Origin of the sequence: Micromonospora sp. NPDC050795 (assembly GCF_044456785.1) — a bacterium.
Lineage (GTDB): Bacteria > Actinomycetota > Actinomycetes > Mycobacteriales > Micromonosporaceae > Micromonospora.
Genome location: NZ_JBITGE010000017.1, coordinates 82,235 through 97,117 on the forward strand (window position 1 = coordinate 82,235; position 14,883 = coordinate 97,117).

At 72.0% G+C, this 14,883-nt stretch carries 13 protein-coding genes; 8 read left to right on the plus strand and 5 right to left on the minus strand.

The genetic code is table 11. The features are described from left to right. Nucleotides 1–191 precede the first annotated feature (191 nt). Both ACIBEF_RS17155 and ACIBEF_RS17160 read right to left on the minus strand, forming a co-directional pair. Nucleotides 192–539, minus strand: a complete 348-nt coding sequence (locus ACIBEF_RS17155) for an Lsr2 family protein (RefSeq protein WP_396794246.1) — start codon at nt 537–539, stop codon at nt 192–194. A gap of 144 nt (nt 540–683) precedes the next feature. After that, a complete protein-coding gene (locus tag ACIBEF_RS17160; RefSeq protein WP_396794247.1) occupies nt 684–1,295 on the minus strand; it encodes a response regulator in 612 nt (203 codons plus the stop codon). 98 nt (nt 1,296–1,393) lie between these two features. On the opposite strand from ACIBEF_RS17160, the gene ACIBEF_RS17165 reads away from it, so the two are divergent. The 5 genes from ACIBEF_RS17165 (at nt 1,394) to ACIBEF_RS17185 (ending at nt 7,263) form a co-directional block, all read left to right on the plus strand. Further along, complete coding sequence (locus ACIBEF_RS17165) at nt 1,394–2,125, plus strand: sensor histidine kinase (protein ID WP_396794248.1); 732 nt, start codon at nt 1,394–1,396, stop codon at nt 2,123–2,125. Nucleotides 2,126–2,209: 84 nt separating this feature from the next. Continuing rightward, nucleotides 2,210–3,040 (plus strand): manganese catalase family protein, encoded by an 831-nt coding sequence (locus ACIBEF_RS17170; RefSeq protein ID WP_396794249.1) that lies wholly within the window; start codon nt 2,210–2,212, stop codon nt 3,038–3,040. A 70-nt stretch (nt 3,041–3,110) separates the two neighbouring features. Beyond that, the gene (lon, locus tag ACIBEF_RS17175; protein WP_396794250.1) at nt 3,111–5,441 is read left to right on the plus strand and encodes an endopeptidase La; all 2,331 of its coding nucleotides are present in this window, start codon (nt 3,111–3,113) and stop codon (nt 5,439–5,441) included. 129 nt (nt 5,442–5,570) lie between these two features. Next, nucleotides 5,571–5,975 carry a DoxX family protein gene (locus ACIBEF_RS17180; RefSeq protein ID WP_396794251.1) on the plus strand — a complete coding sequence of 135 codons (405 nt, stop codon included), beginning with the start codon at nt 5,571–5,573 and terminating at the stop codon, nt 5,973–5,975. Between the two features lie 88 nt (nt 5,976–6,063). Beyond that, entirely contained in the window at nt 6,064–7,263 is a 1,200-nt protein-coding gene (locus tag ACIBEF_RS17185; protein WP_396794252.1) for a right-handed parallel beta-helix repeat-containing protein, read from the plus strand. 104 nt (nt 7,264–7,367) lie between these two features. Here ACIBEF_RS17185 and ACIBEF_RS17190 read toward each other — a convergent pair whose 3' ends face one another. After that, nucleotides 7,368–9,101, minus strand: coding sequence for a DEAD/DEAH box helicase (locus tag ACIBEF_RS17190; RefSeq protein ID WP_396794253.1), 1,734 nt, complete (start codon nt 9,099–9,101; stop codon nt 7,368–7,370). Between the two features lie 104 nt (nt 9,102–9,205). Further along, nucleotides 9,206–10,135 carry a hypothetical protein gene (locus ACIBEF_RS17195; protein ID WP_396794254.1) on the minus strand — a complete coding sequence of 310 codons (930 nt, stop codon included), beginning with the start codon at nt 10,133–10,135 and terminating at the stop codon, nt 9,206–9,208. A gap of 132 nt (nt 10,136–10,267) precedes the next feature. Here ACIBEF_RS17195 and ACIBEF_RS17200 point away from each other — a divergent pair, with 132 nt between their 5' ends. The 3 genes from ACIBEF_RS17200 to ACIBEF_RS17210 all read left to right on the plus strand — a co-directional run bounded on the left by ACIBEF_RS17200 (nt 10,268) and on the right by ACIBEF_RS17210 (nt 12,647). Beyond that, nucleotides 10,268–11,422, plus strand: a complete 1,155-nt coding sequence (locus ACIBEF_RS17200) for a sensor histidine kinase (protein WP_396794255.1) — start codon at nt 10,268–10,270, stop codon at nt 11,420–11,422. Continuing rightward, nucleotides 11,419–12,024, plus strand: coding sequence for a DNA-binding response regulator (locus ACIBEF_RS17205; RefSeq protein ID WP_396794256.1), 606 nt, complete (start codon nt 11,419–11,421; stop codon nt 12,022–12,024). The genes ACIBEF_RS17200 and ACIBEF_RS17205 overlap by 4 nt, the downstream gene beginning before the upstream one ends. A 104-nt stretch (nt 12,025–12,128) precedes the next feature. Then, nucleotides 12,129–12,647 (plus strand): 2'-5' RNA ligase family protein, encoded by a 519-nt coding sequence (locus tag ACIBEF_RS17210; protein ID WP_396794257.1) that lies wholly within the window; start codon nt 12,129–12,131, stop codon nt 12,645–12,647. Nucleotides 12,648–12,771: 124 nt separating this feature from the next. On the opposite strand, the gene ACIBEF_RS17215 is transcribed toward ACIBEF_RS17210, so the two are convergent. Continuing rightward, entirely contained in the window at nt 12,772–14,802 is a 2,031-nt protein-coding gene (locus ACIBEF_RS17215) for a tachylectin-related carbohydrate-binding protein (RefSeq protein ID WP_396794258.1), read from the minus strand. Nucleotides 14,803–14,883: the final 81 nt, after the last annotated feature.

Below are 14,883 nucleotides of genomic sequence, written 5' to 3' on the forward strand. Positions count from 1 at the left end.
CCGGCTCGCGTGGGGGGGGCGGCCCACACCCCCCCCCCCCCCGCGGGGGGGGCCCCCCGCCCCCCCCCCCCCCCCGGGGCGGGGGGGGGCCCCCCCCCCGGGCCCCCCGGGGGGGGCCCCCCCCCCCCGCTTCGGGTTCCCGGGCAAACGACGGGGCCCCACCGTTTCCGGCGGGGCCCCGTCGAGTCGCGTCAGCGGCTCTTGTACGCCTCGACGACCTCAACCGGGATCCGGCCGCGCTCGGAAATCTTGTAGCCGTTCTTGACGGCCCATTCCCGGATGGCCCGGTTCTGCTCCCGATCCATTCCCGCGCCGGCGGGTCGCCCCGGCCGCCGGATCGAACGGGCGCTCTCCACCGGGCCGCGCCCGATCCGCCGACCCGCATTGATGTACGGATCGAGCGCCTTGCGCAGGACGCCGGCATTCTCGTCGGAGACGTCGATCGTGTAGGCCACGCCGTCGAGACTGAACTCAACCGTCCGGTCGGCCTTCCCACCGTCGAGGTCGTCGGTCAGGACCGTGATTACTTTTCTCGCCATTGCCGATTACTCCCTGTGTGCGGCGGGATGTGTCCAAAGTCTGACCTATCACCCCGGTAATCCGCAACAATATGCCTTCCATTCATTCGGCGCGTCGCGATTCCGTTACCGAGCAAAACCATGAATCGCTTCGGTGGCGAGGCTTCATTCCCCGAGGATGCCGCTGTGACCGGCGATGGCGGCCGCCTCGGCCCGGTTCGAGACCCGCAACTTGCGCAGCAGCGCGGCGGTCATCCGTTTCACCGTCCGTTCGGAGACGTGCAGTTCTTCGGCGATGTCGACGGTGTTGCGGCCGGCGGCGATCGCCCGCAGCAGCCGCCGTTCCTCGCCATCCAGGTCGACGGGCGCGCAGCGGTTGGGCCCCAGCAGCATGGCGCGCAGCAGTTCGGCCGGCAGCACCGCCCAGCCGTCGAGGATCGCCAGCAGTGGGGGCAGCAGCTCCTCCGGTTCGCTGGTCTTGGGCAGGAACCCCTCGGCACCGGCCCGCAGCGCCTCCACCGCTGGCCCGGGTTCGACGGAACCGGACATCGCGACCACCCGTACCCGTGGGGTGGTCCGCCGGATCGCGGCCACCGCCCGGATGCCGCCGGGCGGCGGCATGTGCAGGTCGACCAGGGCCAGGTCGGGGCGGAAGCTGCTGACCAGGGCCGCCGCCGCGGCGGCGTCGCCGGTCGAGGCGGCCACCTCGACGCGGCCGTTGGTGGTGATCGGGAGCAGCAACTCCAGTCCGCGGACGAAAAGGGGGTGATCGTCCACGACGACGAGTCGCAAGGTGGAGGCTCCCGGCATGTCTGCGCCGTTCCCCAGCGGGTACCGATCATGCGGGATCGCACCGAACGAGAGGACTCGGGTGGATGCGCGTACGCCACGGTTTGCGGGACCTGCTGCGAGGGTTGCGCCCCATTGAGCCGACACCGGGCGAGAAACGACCGACGGCGGCCGATTCGGAGCTGCTGCTGCGGGTGCTGTGTCACGAGTTCCGGACGCCGATCAGCACCCTGACCTCGCTGACCCGCGCGTTGGCCGACGAGCGTCGGGAGCTGACCGGGGACGACCGGCGGGCACTCAGCGCGCTGGCCCGCGACCAGGCCGCCCACCTGCAGAGCCTGCTGCGCGACGCGACCGCCGGCACCGGTGTGCTGACGCCGACTCCGCAGCCGGATCCGGCCGTCGCGCTGGCGGGCATCCTGCGGGAGGCCGCCGCGCTGGTGCCGCTCGCCCGTCGGCGGGCGCGAGCCACCCGGGAAGCGGCCTCCTGCCCGGTGCCGGCCGGACGAACCCGACAGGTACTGGTCAACCTGGTGCAGAACGCGTTGCGGCACGGGCCGCCGGACGGACAGGTCGGGCTCTACGCCACTGTGCGGGGCCCCCACCTGAGCATCCTGGTCACCGACGAGGGCCGGGTCGACGATGCGCTGCTGGTCGCGCTGCGGCGTCCGGCGCCGGCCGTCGGGATGTCCGGTCTGGGCCTGTGGATCGCGCGGCAGCTCGTCGCGACGGACGGGGGAGCGTTGCGGGCACACCGGCTACGGCCGCGTGGAGTGGCGTTGGAGGTGCTGCTGCCGATGGCCCGCCCGGTGCGCTGACCCGGCCGGGACACCGGTTGGCCCGCTCGGGTCATCGGGACGGGAACGACCTCGCTACCTGTTTTCCGGTACCGAGGAGGTTGGATGTTCAGCCACGTGAAGGATCTGCAGTTCGAAGCCAAGCCGGACGGCCCGGATGCGGTGTTCGCCCGCCGCCTGCAGGAGGTGCTGGGCGGCAAGTGGGGCGAGATGACGGTCGCCAACCAGTATCTCTTCCAGGGTTGGAACTGCCGACTGCCCGGCAAGTACAAGGACCTGCTGCTCGACGTCGGCACGGAGGAGATGGGCCACGTCGAGATGATCGTCACGATGATCACCCGGCTGTTGGACAACGCGCCGCTGTCACTGACCGAGGGGATCGCGGAGGATCCCGGAGGTGCCGCGACCTACGCCGGTGAGAATCCGGCGCACTTCATCCACGGCGGAGGTGGCGCCCTGCCCACCGACTCCAACGGGGTGCCCTGGAACGGCGCGTTCATCACCGCCAGCGGCAACCTGTTGGCCGATTTCCAGCTCAACGTCACCGCCGAGGCGCAGGGTCGGCTCCAGGTCGCCCGGTTGTTCCACATGACCGACGACCCGGGCGTCAAGCAGATGCTGCGCTTCCTGCTGGCCCGCGACACGATGCACCAGAACATGTGGCTGGCGGCGATCGAGCAGCTCAAGGAGGACGGCCTGGAGGAGATGCCGGTGCCGGAGGCGTTTCCGGACTCGGGCGAGTTCACCGAGGAGTACGGCTACACCTACCTGGGTTTCTCCTCGGGCACCGACGCCGCCCAGGGGCGCTGGGCGTCCGGGCCCTCGCCGGACGGCAAGGGCGAGTTCCGGTACGACGACAACCCACGGGCGAACGCGCCGGAACCGGTGCTGCCCCCGGGTGACCCTCGCCTGTACGGCACCGCTCCAGTGGCCTAGCTCACACGCCGGAACAAGGGGAACGCTTTGTTACTTGAGTGAGACACGCTCAACTAACGCGAGGTGTTCGATGGCAACTCTTCCGGTACTTCCCCTGACCGACGCCGTGCTGCTGCCCGGCATGGTCATCCCGGTGACCCTCGACCCCACCACCCAGGCCGCGATCGACGCGGCGCGGGCGACCGGCGACCGCAAGCTGCTGGCCGTGCCGCGCATCGACGGCGAGTACGGCCCGGTGGGCGTGGTCGCCACCATCGAGAAGGTCGGCCGCCTGCCCGAGGGCGAGCCCGCCGCCGTCATCCGTGGCCTGTCTCGGGCCCGGATCGGCTCCGGCGTGCCCGGCCCCGGCGCCGCCCTCTGGGTCGAGGCGACCGAACTCGACGAACCCGCCCACGCCGGTCGGGCCCGCGAACTCGCCCGTGAGTACCGCGCCCTGGTGACCTCCGTGCTCCAGCAGCGGGGCGCCTGGCAGGTCATCGACGCGGTGGAGCGGATGACCGACCTCTCCGAACTGGCCGACTCGGCCGGTTACGCGCCCTGGCTGACCCTCGAACAGAAGACCGAGCTGCTCGCCGCGCCGGACGTCACCGCCCGGCTGGAGCTGCTGGTCGGCTGGGTGAAGGACTACCTGGCCGAGCAGGAGGTCACCGAGCAGATCAACAGTGACGTCCGCGAGGGGCTGGAGAAGTCCCAGCGCGAGTTCCTGCTGCGCCAGCAGCTCGCCGCGATCCGCAAGGAGCTGGGCGAGGACGAGCCGGACGGCTCCGCCGACTACCGGTCCCGCGTCGAGTCCGCCGAGCTGCCGGAGAAGGTCCGCGAGGCGGCCATGCGCGAGGTCGGCAAGCTGGAGCGGGCCAGCGACGCCTCCCCGGAGGCGGGCTGGATCCGTACCTGGTTGGACACCGTGCTCGAGATGCCCTGGGGCGCGCGTACCGACGACAACACCGACCTGACCGCGGCCCGCGCGGTGCTCGACGCCGACCACGCCGGCCTGGCCGACGTCAAGGACCGCATCCTGGAGTACCTGGCGGTGCGCAACCGGCGCGCCGAGCGCAACCTCGGTGTGGTGGGCGGTCGCGGCTCCGGCGCGGTGCTCGCCCTCGCCGGTCCTCCCGGAGTGGGTAAGACCAGCCTCGGCGAGTCCGTGGCGCGGGCGCTCGGGCGCAACTTCGTCCGGGTCTCGCTCGGTGGCGTCCGCGACGAGGCGGAGATCCGCGGGCACCGGCGCACCTACGTGGGGGCGCTGCCCGGTCGGATCGTCCGCGCGCTGCGCGAGGCCGGTTCGATGAACCCCGTCGTGCTCCTCGACGAGGTGGACAAGCTGGCCGCCGGCTACGCCGGTGACCCGGCCGCCGCCCTGCTGGAGGTGCTCGACCCGGCCCAGAACCACACCTTCCGGGACCACTACCTGGAGGTCGACCTCGACCTGTCCGACGTGCTCTTCCTGGCCACCGCCAACGTGGTGGAGTCCATCCCCGGCCCCCTGCTGGACCGGATGGAACTGGTCACCCTGGACGGGTACACCGAGGACGAGAAGGTCTCCATCGCCCGTGACCACCTGCTGCCCCGGCAGCGGGAGCGGGCCGGGCTGACCGCCGACGAGGTGGAGATCGCCGACGAGGCGCTGGCGCTGATCGCGGGGGAGTACACCCGGGAGGCCGGGGTCCGGCAGCTCGAACGTGGCCTCGCCAAGATCCTGCGCAAGGTGGCGGTGACGCTGGCGACCGACCCGTCGCCGGTACGCGTCGACACCGACAACCTCACCCGCTACCTGGGGCGGCCGAAGTTCACCCCGGAGTCGGCCGAGCGCACCGCGGTGCCCGGCGTGGCAACCGGCCTCGCCGTCACCGGCGCCGGCGGGGACGTGCTCTTCATCGAGGCGACCAGCATGGAGGGCGAGCCGGGGCTGACCCTGACCGGCCAGCTCGGTGACGTGATGAAGGAGTCGGCGCAGATCGCGCTCTCCTACCTGCGCTCCAACGGGCGGCGGTTCGGCATCGACCCGAACGCTCTCGCGGGACGCCGGATCCACGTCCACTTCCCGGCGGGCGCGGTACCCAAGGACGGTCCGAGCGCCGGCATCACCATGGTCACGGCCCTGGCGTCGCTGGTCACCGGCCGCCCGGTCCGTCCGGAGTTCGGGATGACCGGTGAGGTGACGCTCTCCGGTCGGGTGCTGCCGATCGGTGGGGTGAAGCAGAAGCTGCTCGCCGCGCACCGGGCCGGCCTCACCGAGGTGATCATCCCGGCGCGCAACGAGCCCGACCTGGACGACCTGCCGACCGAGGTGCGCGAGGCGCTGACCGTGCACACCCTGGCCGACGTGGCCGACGTGCTCGCCCTGGCGCTGCGCCCGGCCGACGTGAAGACGCTTGACGGGCCGGCGCTCTTCGCGGTCTGACGCTCCGACGATCCGGGCCCCCGCCGTCTTCCGACGGTGGGGGCCCTTTCGGTACGCGGGGAGGTCTACTGTCTCGTCTGCACCGTCAACCACCTCTCCGCCGCGAGGCGGCCCCTGGAGGAACCCCCCGTGAACGTGGTGCTCTGGATCATTCAGTCCCTGCTCGCCGCCGTCTTCGCCGGCGCCGGGCTGGCCAAGCTGAGCCAGCCCAAGGAGAAGTTGCGCGACGTGATGCGGTGGGTGGACCCCGTCCCACCGTCGCAGGTCAAGTCGCTCGGCGCGGTCGAGCTGCTGGCCGCCGTCGGGCTCGTGCTGCCCGCTGCCACCGGCATCGCCACGGTGCTCACCCCGCTCGCCGCCGTCGGGCTGGTCATCGTCATGATCGGCGGCCTCCTGGTGCACCTGCGCGCCGGCAAGCAGGAGACCACCCAGCAGGGGCGTCGCACCGAGATCCAGGGCGCGGTGACCTGCGCGGTGCTGCTCGTCCTCGCCGCCGTGGTGGCCTGGGGCCGTTTCGGCCCGTACGCCCTCTGATCCGCGTCGGCGAGCACGCGACAATGCACAGTAGAGTCTGCCCGCCGCTCGAGGTGGCACTCAACGGGGGAGAGGCATGGAACCGATCGTGAGCGCACCTGGTGCGGTACCGCCGGCAGCGCCACAACGGTCGGATCCACCGAGCCGACGGTTGGGACGGCGGGTGCTCTTCGCCGGCGGCGCGGGCGCGGCGGTGGCGACCACGGTGGCCACCCTCGCCGGTGCGGAACAGGCGGGATCGCCGCCCGTCACGACCGTGCGGGAGGCCCCGCTCAGCCTCCGGGACCCCCGGGTCGGCTGCCGCCTCGACGGCAGTGACGAGTCGGACAAGGTCACCACGGCGCTGAACCTGCTGCCGGCCGGTGGCGGGGAGATCTTCCAACCGGTGGGCGCGCTCGGTCTCGGATCGGAGGTCCGCTTTCCGACGAGTGTGACCTGGACCGGCGAGAACATCGGCGCCGCGATCATCCAGCCGGCCCCGGGCTACACCGGTCGTCTGGTCTCCAGCGGTAAGTACAACCAGATCTCCAACGTGCACTTCTACGGCATGCGGACCTCCAACGTGCTGTTGACCGTCCGCGGCCCCCGATCGACCTTCCACCACCTGCACTTCGGCAACTCGGGCAGCCACGCGATCGAGTTCCTCGGCAAGGACGCGGACACCAGCGCCCACGCCAACAAGATCACCGATATCAACATCGAGGACTGCCTCGGCGTCGGCATCCTCGTGAACAAGGTCGCGTACGACAACGAGTTCCTCAACGTCTGGGTCGGTGAGTGCCAGACCGGGATACGGCTGCTGGACAGCGCCTGTTTCTTCGACAACCTGCATGTCTGGGGTTGCCGGGGCAACGGGGTGGAAGTGCGCGAACCCGCCCACCGGAACATCTTCCAGAACGTCTACCTGGAGTCGAACGGCACGAGTGGCACCGGCAGCGGCGCCGACCTGCGGCAGGTCTGGGGGACCCAGTTCATCGGCGGGCGGCTCTGGCGCAACGCCAGCAACGGCATCGAGGTCTCCTCATCCGGACGTACCCGGATCATGGGGCTCGACATCCACGACAACGGTGCGAACGGGATTCTCGGCCGCGACGCCGACCTGTGCCAGGTGATCGGCAACCAGTTCTACGACGACGCGACGCCCCGCCGCCAGGACCGACCGATCGTGACGGTCGGCACCAGCAACAACTGGATCGTCACCAACAACGTGATGCGGGCGTACGACCACCGCTCCGGTGGCGCGTCGCTGGCCGGGGCCAACAACGTCGTCGACGGCAACATCGGCTAGCACCGGCGGGGCGGCGGGGCGGCGGGTGCCCATGGTTCTCCCGCCGCCTCGCCGGGCCGGGTCGTCGGCGACCGTCGTACTCCGCCGCCTCGCCGACCGCGTTCTCAGCGCTCGTCGCCGCCGCGGTCGCGGCGCACGGTGGCCTTGCGGCCCTTGATCGTGCTGGAGCGCAAGCCGGAGATGACCTCGTCGGCCACCCCCTGCGGCACCTCCACCAGTGAGAACCGGTCGGCGATCTCGATCGAGCCGATGTCCCGGCCGCGGATACCGGTCTCCCCGGTGATGGCGCCGACCAGATCCTGCGGGCGCACCCCGGCGCGTCGACCCAGGCCGACGAAGACCTGGACGGTGTTGCCGCCGCCGGAGCGTGGCCGGCCCCCGCCGCGCCGGTCGCCGCCCCGGCCGCCGGCCTCCGGTCGGCCCTCGCGCGACCCACGGACCGGAGCCTGCGGGATCTCCTCCTCGTCGTCGGAGCCCGGCGACGTCACCTCGTGGGCCAGCTTCACGGCGGCGAGGGCGACCTCCATCAGGTCGAACTCGTCGGTCAGCGTCTCCACGATCACCCGGAACGGGTCGAGGTCGTCCTCCAGCAGGCTCTCCCGCAGGGCCGCCTGGGTCAGCTCCAGCCGCCGGGTACGCATGTCGGCCACGGTGGGGATCTTGTCGATGGTGATCCGCTGGCCGGTCACCCTCTCGATGGTCTTGAGCATCCGGTGCTCACGCGGCTCGGCGAGGGTGATCGCCACGCCCTCGCGGCCAGCCCGACCCACCCGACCGATCCGGTGCACGTACGACTCCGGGGCGGACGGCACGTCGTAGTTGACCACGTGGGTCAACTGCTCGACGTCCAGCCCACGCGCCGCCACGTCGGTGGCCACCAGCAGGTCGGCGGTGCCCGCCCGCAGCCGGCCCATGACCCGGTCGCGCTGCTCCTGGCTCATCCCACCGTGCAGCGCTTCGGAGCGGTAGCCCCGACCGTTCATCGTCTCGGTCAACCGGTCGACCTCTTCCCGGCTGCGGCAGAACACGATCGCCGCCGTCGGGGATTCCACGTCCAACACCCGTCCCAGCGCGGCCGGCTTGTGCGCCCGGGTCACGATGTACGCGCTCTGCCGCACCCGGGGCGCCTCACCCGCGACCGGCTGCTCCCGGCCGATCTCGATCCGCACCGGTTCGCGCAGGTGCTGGCGGGCCATCCCGTCGATGCGCGAGGGCATGGTCGCCGAGAAGAGCACAGTCTGACGCTGCGCCGGAGCGTGCTCCAGGATCGCCTCGATGTCCTCGGCGAAGCCCATGTCGAGCATCTCGTCGGCCTCGTCGAGCACCACCGTGGCCAACCCGCCGAGGCGCAGGGTGCCCCGGGCGATGTGGTCGAGGGCCCGGCCCGGGGTGGCGACCACCACGTCGACACCGCTGTCCAGTGCCCGCAACTGCCGCCCGATCGGCTGCCCACCGTAGATCGGCAGCACCCGCGCGCCCAGGTCCTTGCCGTAGCGGTGGAACGCCTCGGAGACCTGTACCGCCAGCTCCCGGGTCGGCACCAGCACCAGCGCCACCGGGTCGCCGCCCTGGCGGTGCGCCGTCATGAGGTTCAGCAGCGGCAGCGCGAACGCGGCCGTCTTGCCGGTGCCGGTGGCCGCCTGCCCCAGCAGGTCCCGACCCTCCAGCAGCGGTGGGATAGCCTCCCGCTGGATGGGGGTCGGCTCCTCGTACCCGAGCGCGGCGAGCGCGCCGAGCAGCTCGGCGCGGAGCCCGAGCTCGGCGAAGGCGCTCACCTCGTCGGTGCCGTCGGGGGTGGCGTCGATCGGTGCGTCGTGCTGTGCAGGTGCGGAACTCATGTGCCAAGCCTTTCATCACGCCGTCCGGGCCGTTGCGGCGACCGCCACAAGAGCTGTCCCGAGCCCGTGCTGCGGCTGTTCCGCGAGCCCGCCGGCGGCCCGGATCAGGCGTCGGTGGTCAGGATGGCCAGCACCATCACCGCGGCGAGGGCCGCGTCGAGCACCGCGCAGAACTCGGCGTAGCCGCGCGGCACCACCCGGCGGTTGCGGTGGTGCACGATGTCCCAGCCGGCGTGGGCGAACCACCCGAGGGCCACCAGCCAGGCGGCGGTCCGCCCACCGGCCAGCACCGCGACCAGCGTCAGGGCGACCCAGATGGCCAGACCGGCGAGTTGGGTGGCGAGCACGCCCCGCCCGCCCAGCGTGCGGCGGGCCATGCCGATCACCAGGTAGCCGCCGGGCAGCACCAGCATCGTCCACGGGCTGAGCACGCCCGGGTCGACCCACATGTCCGCGGTCAGCAACAGCGCCAACCCGGCCGGCCAGCGGTGGGCGAGCGCCACCACGACCCGGTTTCGGCGTACCGGCACGGAGGCTTCGTGCCGGTGCCGGAGAGCCACCAGCACCATCGCGGGGATCATCAGCAGGTGACCGCCGAGCATCAGCGCGTCGGCGTCGATCAGCCCGGCCCGAAACGGCACGAGCAGCAGCAGGAACGGGACGTACATCGCCGCGGCCATCTCAGCGACCGCGTGCCAGCGGTGCGCCCGGTAGCGCATCACCACCGTCATCCCGACGGTCATGTTCGTGGCCATCACCAGCGCCGCGACCTCCGGCCGGGCCAGCGTGTCGCCGACGGACAGGGCGACGCCGGCCAGCTCCCACAACGGCCCGAGCAGCAGCATCCCGGCGATCATCGCCAGGGCCATCTCGCCCAGGTGCCACAGCAGCCGCCGCCTGCTGCTCGCCGGTGCCGCGGCGGTCGGTGCCGCCGCACTCGGCGGCGCAGTCGAGGGGGTCGGCTCGTCGGTGGGCAGGGGCGCGGGCGACGGTACGGCGGTGAGGCCGTCCGCGTACAACCGGGTGTCTTCCATGTCTCGACCCTGCCGGTGCGCCCGGTGTGGCCGGCAGACCCGTTCGTCACGGAAAAACCGTGTTGACCGCGCGGCTCGACCGTGACAGTTCGCATGGGTGGACCATGCGCCGGGCGGTCCTAGGATCGGTGCGTGGCGAGCGAGGCGGTGACTACCCGGGCGGACCGGCGGCTGCGTCGCGCCCGACGGGCGACGCTGGTGTCGCTGGCCACCGGCGTGTGGGCGAGCGTCCTGCTGCCGGCGGTCGGCCTGACCCGCGAGCCCGACCGGGGCCGGGTGACGCTCGGCGCGGTCGGCATCCTCGCCTTCGTGATCGCGCAGACCGTCGTCCTGTACGCGGCCGTGACGCCGTGGCTCGACCCGCGCTGGCGGCGTCGGGCCGAGCTGAGCCTGATCGGGGTGGCGGTGCTGACCGTCCCGCTGGTGGGCCCGGTGGCGGCCGGCAGGTGGCCGACCTGGGCCTGGCTCGGCGCGGCGCTGATCGGCATGACGCCGCTGCTGGTGCGGTGGCGGGCCGCGCTGGCGGTCGCGGTCGGCGTCCTGGCGGTGTCGGTCGCGGTGGCCTGGTGGACCGGTGGTTCCGTTGCGCGTCACCTCGCCGTGACCGGCGCAATCGGCGCGGCGGTCGCCGCCGTCAACGGGTTCCAGGTCTGGTTCTGGGACCTGCTCGTGGAGGCCCGGCAGGGCCAGGCCGCCCAGGCCCGGCTGGCCGCCGCCGAGGAACGGCTGCGCTTCGCCCGCGACGTGCACGACGTCCTGGGGCACCACCTCACGGTGATCGCGTTGAAGGCCGAACTCGCCGCCCGGCTCGCACCGGTCGACCCGGAACGGGCCGGGCGGGAGGCCGCCGAGGTGCAACGGTTGGCTGCCTCCGCGCTGGGCGAGGTACGCGAGACCGTACACGGCTATCGGGCCGTCGACCTCGACGAACAGCTCGCCGCGGTGGTGGGGGTGCTGCGCTCCTGCGGGGTGCGGTGCACGGTTCTGCCGCTGCCGGCGGACCTGCCGCAGCCCGCCGCCGTCGAGCTGGCGGCGGTGCTGCGCGAGGCGAGCACCAACGTGTTGCGGCACAGCCGGGCCGACTGGTGCCGGATCCGCATCGACCGGGAGGATGACGTGGCCAGGATGACGGTGGCCAACGACGGCGCCGACGACCGCGGCCCGGACGCGCACAGCCACGGCCTGCGTGGGCTGGCCGACCGGCTCGCCGCCGCCGGGGGCGAGTTGCGGGTACGCCGGGAGGACGCGATCTTCACCCTCGAAGCCACAGTGCCGGTGCCGTCGTGATCCGCGTCCTGCTCGCCGACGACGAGGACCTCATCCGGGTCGCCGTCGCCGCGCTGCTCGCCCTGGAACCGGACATCAAGGTGGTGGCACACGCCGCCGACGGGACGGCAGCCGTCACCGCGGTGCTGGCGCACCGCCCGGACGTGGCAGTGGTGGACCTGGAGATGCCGGGCCTGGACGGCATCGCGGTGGCCGCCGAGCTGACCCGGGTCCGACCCGAGTGCGCGGTGGTCGTGCTGACCGGGCACGGTCGTCCCGGACACCTGCGCCAGGCGTTGACCGCCGGTGCCCGTGGGTTCCTGCCCAAGGGCTCACCGGGTGGGGCGCTCGCCGACGTGATCCGCCGGGTGCACACCGGAGGGCGCTACGTCGACCCGACGCTGGCCGCCGACGCGTTGACCCTGCCCCCGTGCCCGCTGACCCCTCGGGAACTGGAGACGCTGCGGCTGGTGGAGGTCGGCGCCCCGGTCGCGGTGATCGCCCGTCGGGTTCACCTGTCCACCGGGACCGTGCGCAACCACCTCTCCGCTGCCGTGCAGAAGCTCGGTGCCGCCGACCGGGCCGAGGCCGTCCGCACCGCCCGGGACAACGGCTGGCTCTGACCAGCGGTGCCTAGCCTGATCCACTCGGCTCGACGGAAATCGGGGTGTCCGGTGCGTGGGGACACGAGGCGTGAAGGGATGGGCTTCCCCGGTAGCGTGGGCTCGTGCGTACGGTGGAACTGGTCTGCCCGCCCGGCCTGGAGGTCGCGGTCCGGGCGGTCTGGGGCCGCCTGGCCGCCGCCGGGCTGCCCAGCCTGGCCCGCAACATCCACCCCACCAACCGGCCGCACCTCACCCTCGCCGCCGTCGACGAGTTCGCGCCGGGGGTCGAGCACCGCCTGGCCGAGTTGTTCGACGCCGCGCTGCCGGTGCCGGTGACGCTCGACCGGGTCGTCGTCCTGGACGGCAGTGCGCCACTGGTCTGGCTCGTCCGACCCACGCCGGCGCTGACCGCGCTGCACGCCGCCGTCTGGGACGTTCTCGCCGATGCCGACGGACACCGCCCGTGGCACGCGCCCGACGCGTGGGTGCCGCACCTGAGCCTGGCCCTGCGGTTCCGCGACGCCGACCTGCGGTTGGCGCGTGCCGTGGCCGGTGGGCAGCGCCCGACGGGCGACTTCGACGCCGCCCGCAGTTACGACGGCACGGACCGCTCGGTGACCGCGCTGACCCGGCTCCGCTGAGGCCGTCGCGCGCTGAGGCCCGACGTGCCGAAGTGGCATCGCGGCCGCCTTCACGTAGGGGCAGCAGTCAGGCCGAGGCGGCCGTCGGAGCGTGTCGCCCCGACGGCCGCCGGCCCCGTCCTGGTCAGGTGTCGCGCGGCTGCGGGATCTCCTGCCTGGTGAACGGAATACCCGCCGCCGGGGCGGCCCGGGTGGCGAGCGACGCAGCCGACTCGTCGGTGTCGTAGAGCCGAACCGAACCGTTGGCGGTCCGGCTCACGAAACCGAGTCGGATGCCGTTGGAGTTCTGGAAGACGAATGCCGTCGGGTCGGTCGGATAGGTCTCGTCCGGCACCGTCGCCGTGGCCCAGTTGCCCCAGGCGGTGGAGCCCGCGGCGGTCTGTCGGCTGTGCTGGATGGTGTCGTCGGTCGTCCGGGTGAACACCGAGACGCGGCCGGTGTTGGGGCTCAGGACCGCGCTCGGGGAGCCGACCGGCGTGATCCCGCTGGCCCCCACCGCGTTCCAGGTGCCGGGCCAGGTGCCGTCGATGTTCTGCAACTGGCTCTTGACCACTCCGTCGGTGTGGCGGGCGAACACCATCAGGCGACGGCCGGGCAGTGTCACCACGCTCGGCGTGTCCACGAAGCCCGCGCCACCCAGCCCCGTCCAGGCGGAGGACAGCGCGCCACCCCTGTACGTGGCGGCCTGCAGGGTGCCGGCGGCGTTGGCCACCAGAAGTGTGGCGGTGCCGTCAGCGCCCGGCACGGCGACCGGCGTCCCGGTCAGGCCGGTGCCACCGAGCGGCGTCCACGGAAACAGGTCGCCGGCCGTACCGTCCTGCCGCCGGTGCCAGAGTGCACCGTCGGCGTCCAGGGCGAAGAGCACGCGGGTGTCGTCGGAGAGCCGGACGGCGGTCGGCTCCGAGCGCATCGCCCCACCGAGGGCGAGCCACGGGTTCCAGTCCGGCATGGCCGGCGTCTTCTGGGTCAACGAACCCACGTTGCTGGTGGTCTCGTGGGCAACGATGGTGACCCTGTTCTGGGCGTCCGAGACCAGCGACGGCTTGCCGGTGTACGCCTCGGTGCCGGGAACCGGTGACCACTGGATCGAATACAGCGAGTCCGGGTTCGCGCGTCCGTGCCGCAGTTGACCGATGTTGTCGGTGTAGGCGATCTCCAGGCTGCCGAGCGCGGTGCCGGCGGGCGGGGCCTGCACGACCGCCAACGGGGCGTTCTGCCGCGCCGGAGTGACGGGCAGCGCGGGGCTGGTGATCGCCCCCTGCCGGCAGGTGTTGGTGGTGGTGAAGACGTTCGGGAAGCCCTCCCAGCCGTTGCCGATCTGGTCCGCGGTCAGTGCCCAGGACAGGTTGTCCTCGCGGAAGCGGTACTGGAACAGATCACCGTCGGCCTGAATGCCGAAGAGCGTGTCTCCGCCGGCGGAGAAGAGCCCCTTGGTGAACCCCTGCCAGTCGCTCGAACCGACCTGACGGTCCCGCAGGAGCCACCGCTGACTCGCCGGGTCGAACCGGTGTCGGTAGAGCTTGCCGTCGGACGTGCGGCCGTAGAGGGTGCCGGGGGCACCGGCCACGATCAGGTTGTACCGGTCCCAGCCGGAGTCGATGACACGTGCGTCGATGGTCCATTTCCGCGTCGGCTCGTCGAACCGGTACCAGCGCAGTTTGCCCTGGGCGTCGACGGCGTAGAAGTCGCCGATCTGGTCCACAGTGATCTTGTTGCGGAAGGCGGCTGTCGCGTAGTTCGTGAAGCTCGAACTGATGATCAGGTTCTGCTTGCCATCGATGGTCTCCCAGTTGCTGCCTGTCCATCGGTAGCGGTTCAGCCCGGTCGAGTTGATGCCGTAGACCCGGCCGTCCGGCCCACCCAGCAGGCGGCCGAACGTCTGCCAGCCACCGGGGCCGACGGTGGTGGCGGCGGTGAACACGCCGCCGTCGCGGCCCGGGGTGCTGTACTGGCGGCGGGCGAGCGTGCCGGCCGTTGTCGAGTTGAAGAACGCCGCCGCTCCGGTACAGCTGAAGGCGTCGGTTGCCGCCTGCGCGGGAGACGCCGGCAGTGGTGCCACGAGGCCGGCGGCGCCGATGAGCGCTGCGGCGGTCAACGCCAGCGGCCGACGCCGGGAAGGCGTCCGTGGTGTGGATTCTTTGGTGAACTGGGACACGTTTGTGTGATCCTCCCCCGAGAAGAATAAGAATGACCGCAGTGAATTGATTAGTCTGTGGTGATCGCCACATTCACAGAT

Excerpts from the sequence above, each read along its gene's own strand:
- ACIBEF_RS17195 (WP_396794254.1), bottom strand. The coding sequence starts at position 10,135 with ATGGAAGACACCCGGTTGTACGCGGACGGCCTCACCGCCGTACCGTCG.
- ACIBEF_RS17190 (WP_396794253.1), bottom strand. The coding sequence starts at position 9,101 with ATGAGTTCCGCACCTGCACAGCACGACGCACCGATCGACGCCACCCCC.
- ACIBEF_RS17155 (WP_396794246.1), bottom strand. The coding sequence starts at position 539 with ATGGCGAGAAAAGTAATCACGGTCCTGACCGACGACCTCGACGGTGGG.
- ACIBEF_RS17165 (WP_396794248.1), top strand. The coding sequence starts at position 1,394 with ATGCGCGTACGCCACGGTTTGCGGGACCTGCTGCGAGGGTTGCGCCCC.
- ACIBEF_RS17170 (WP_396794249.1), top strand. The coding sequence starts at position 2,210 with ATGTTCAGCCACGTGAAGGATCTGCAGTTCGAAGCCAAGCCGGACGGC.
- lon (WP_396794250.1), top strand. The coding sequence starts at position 3,111 with ATGGCAACTCTTCCGGTACTTCCCCTGACCGACGCCGTGCTGCTGCCC.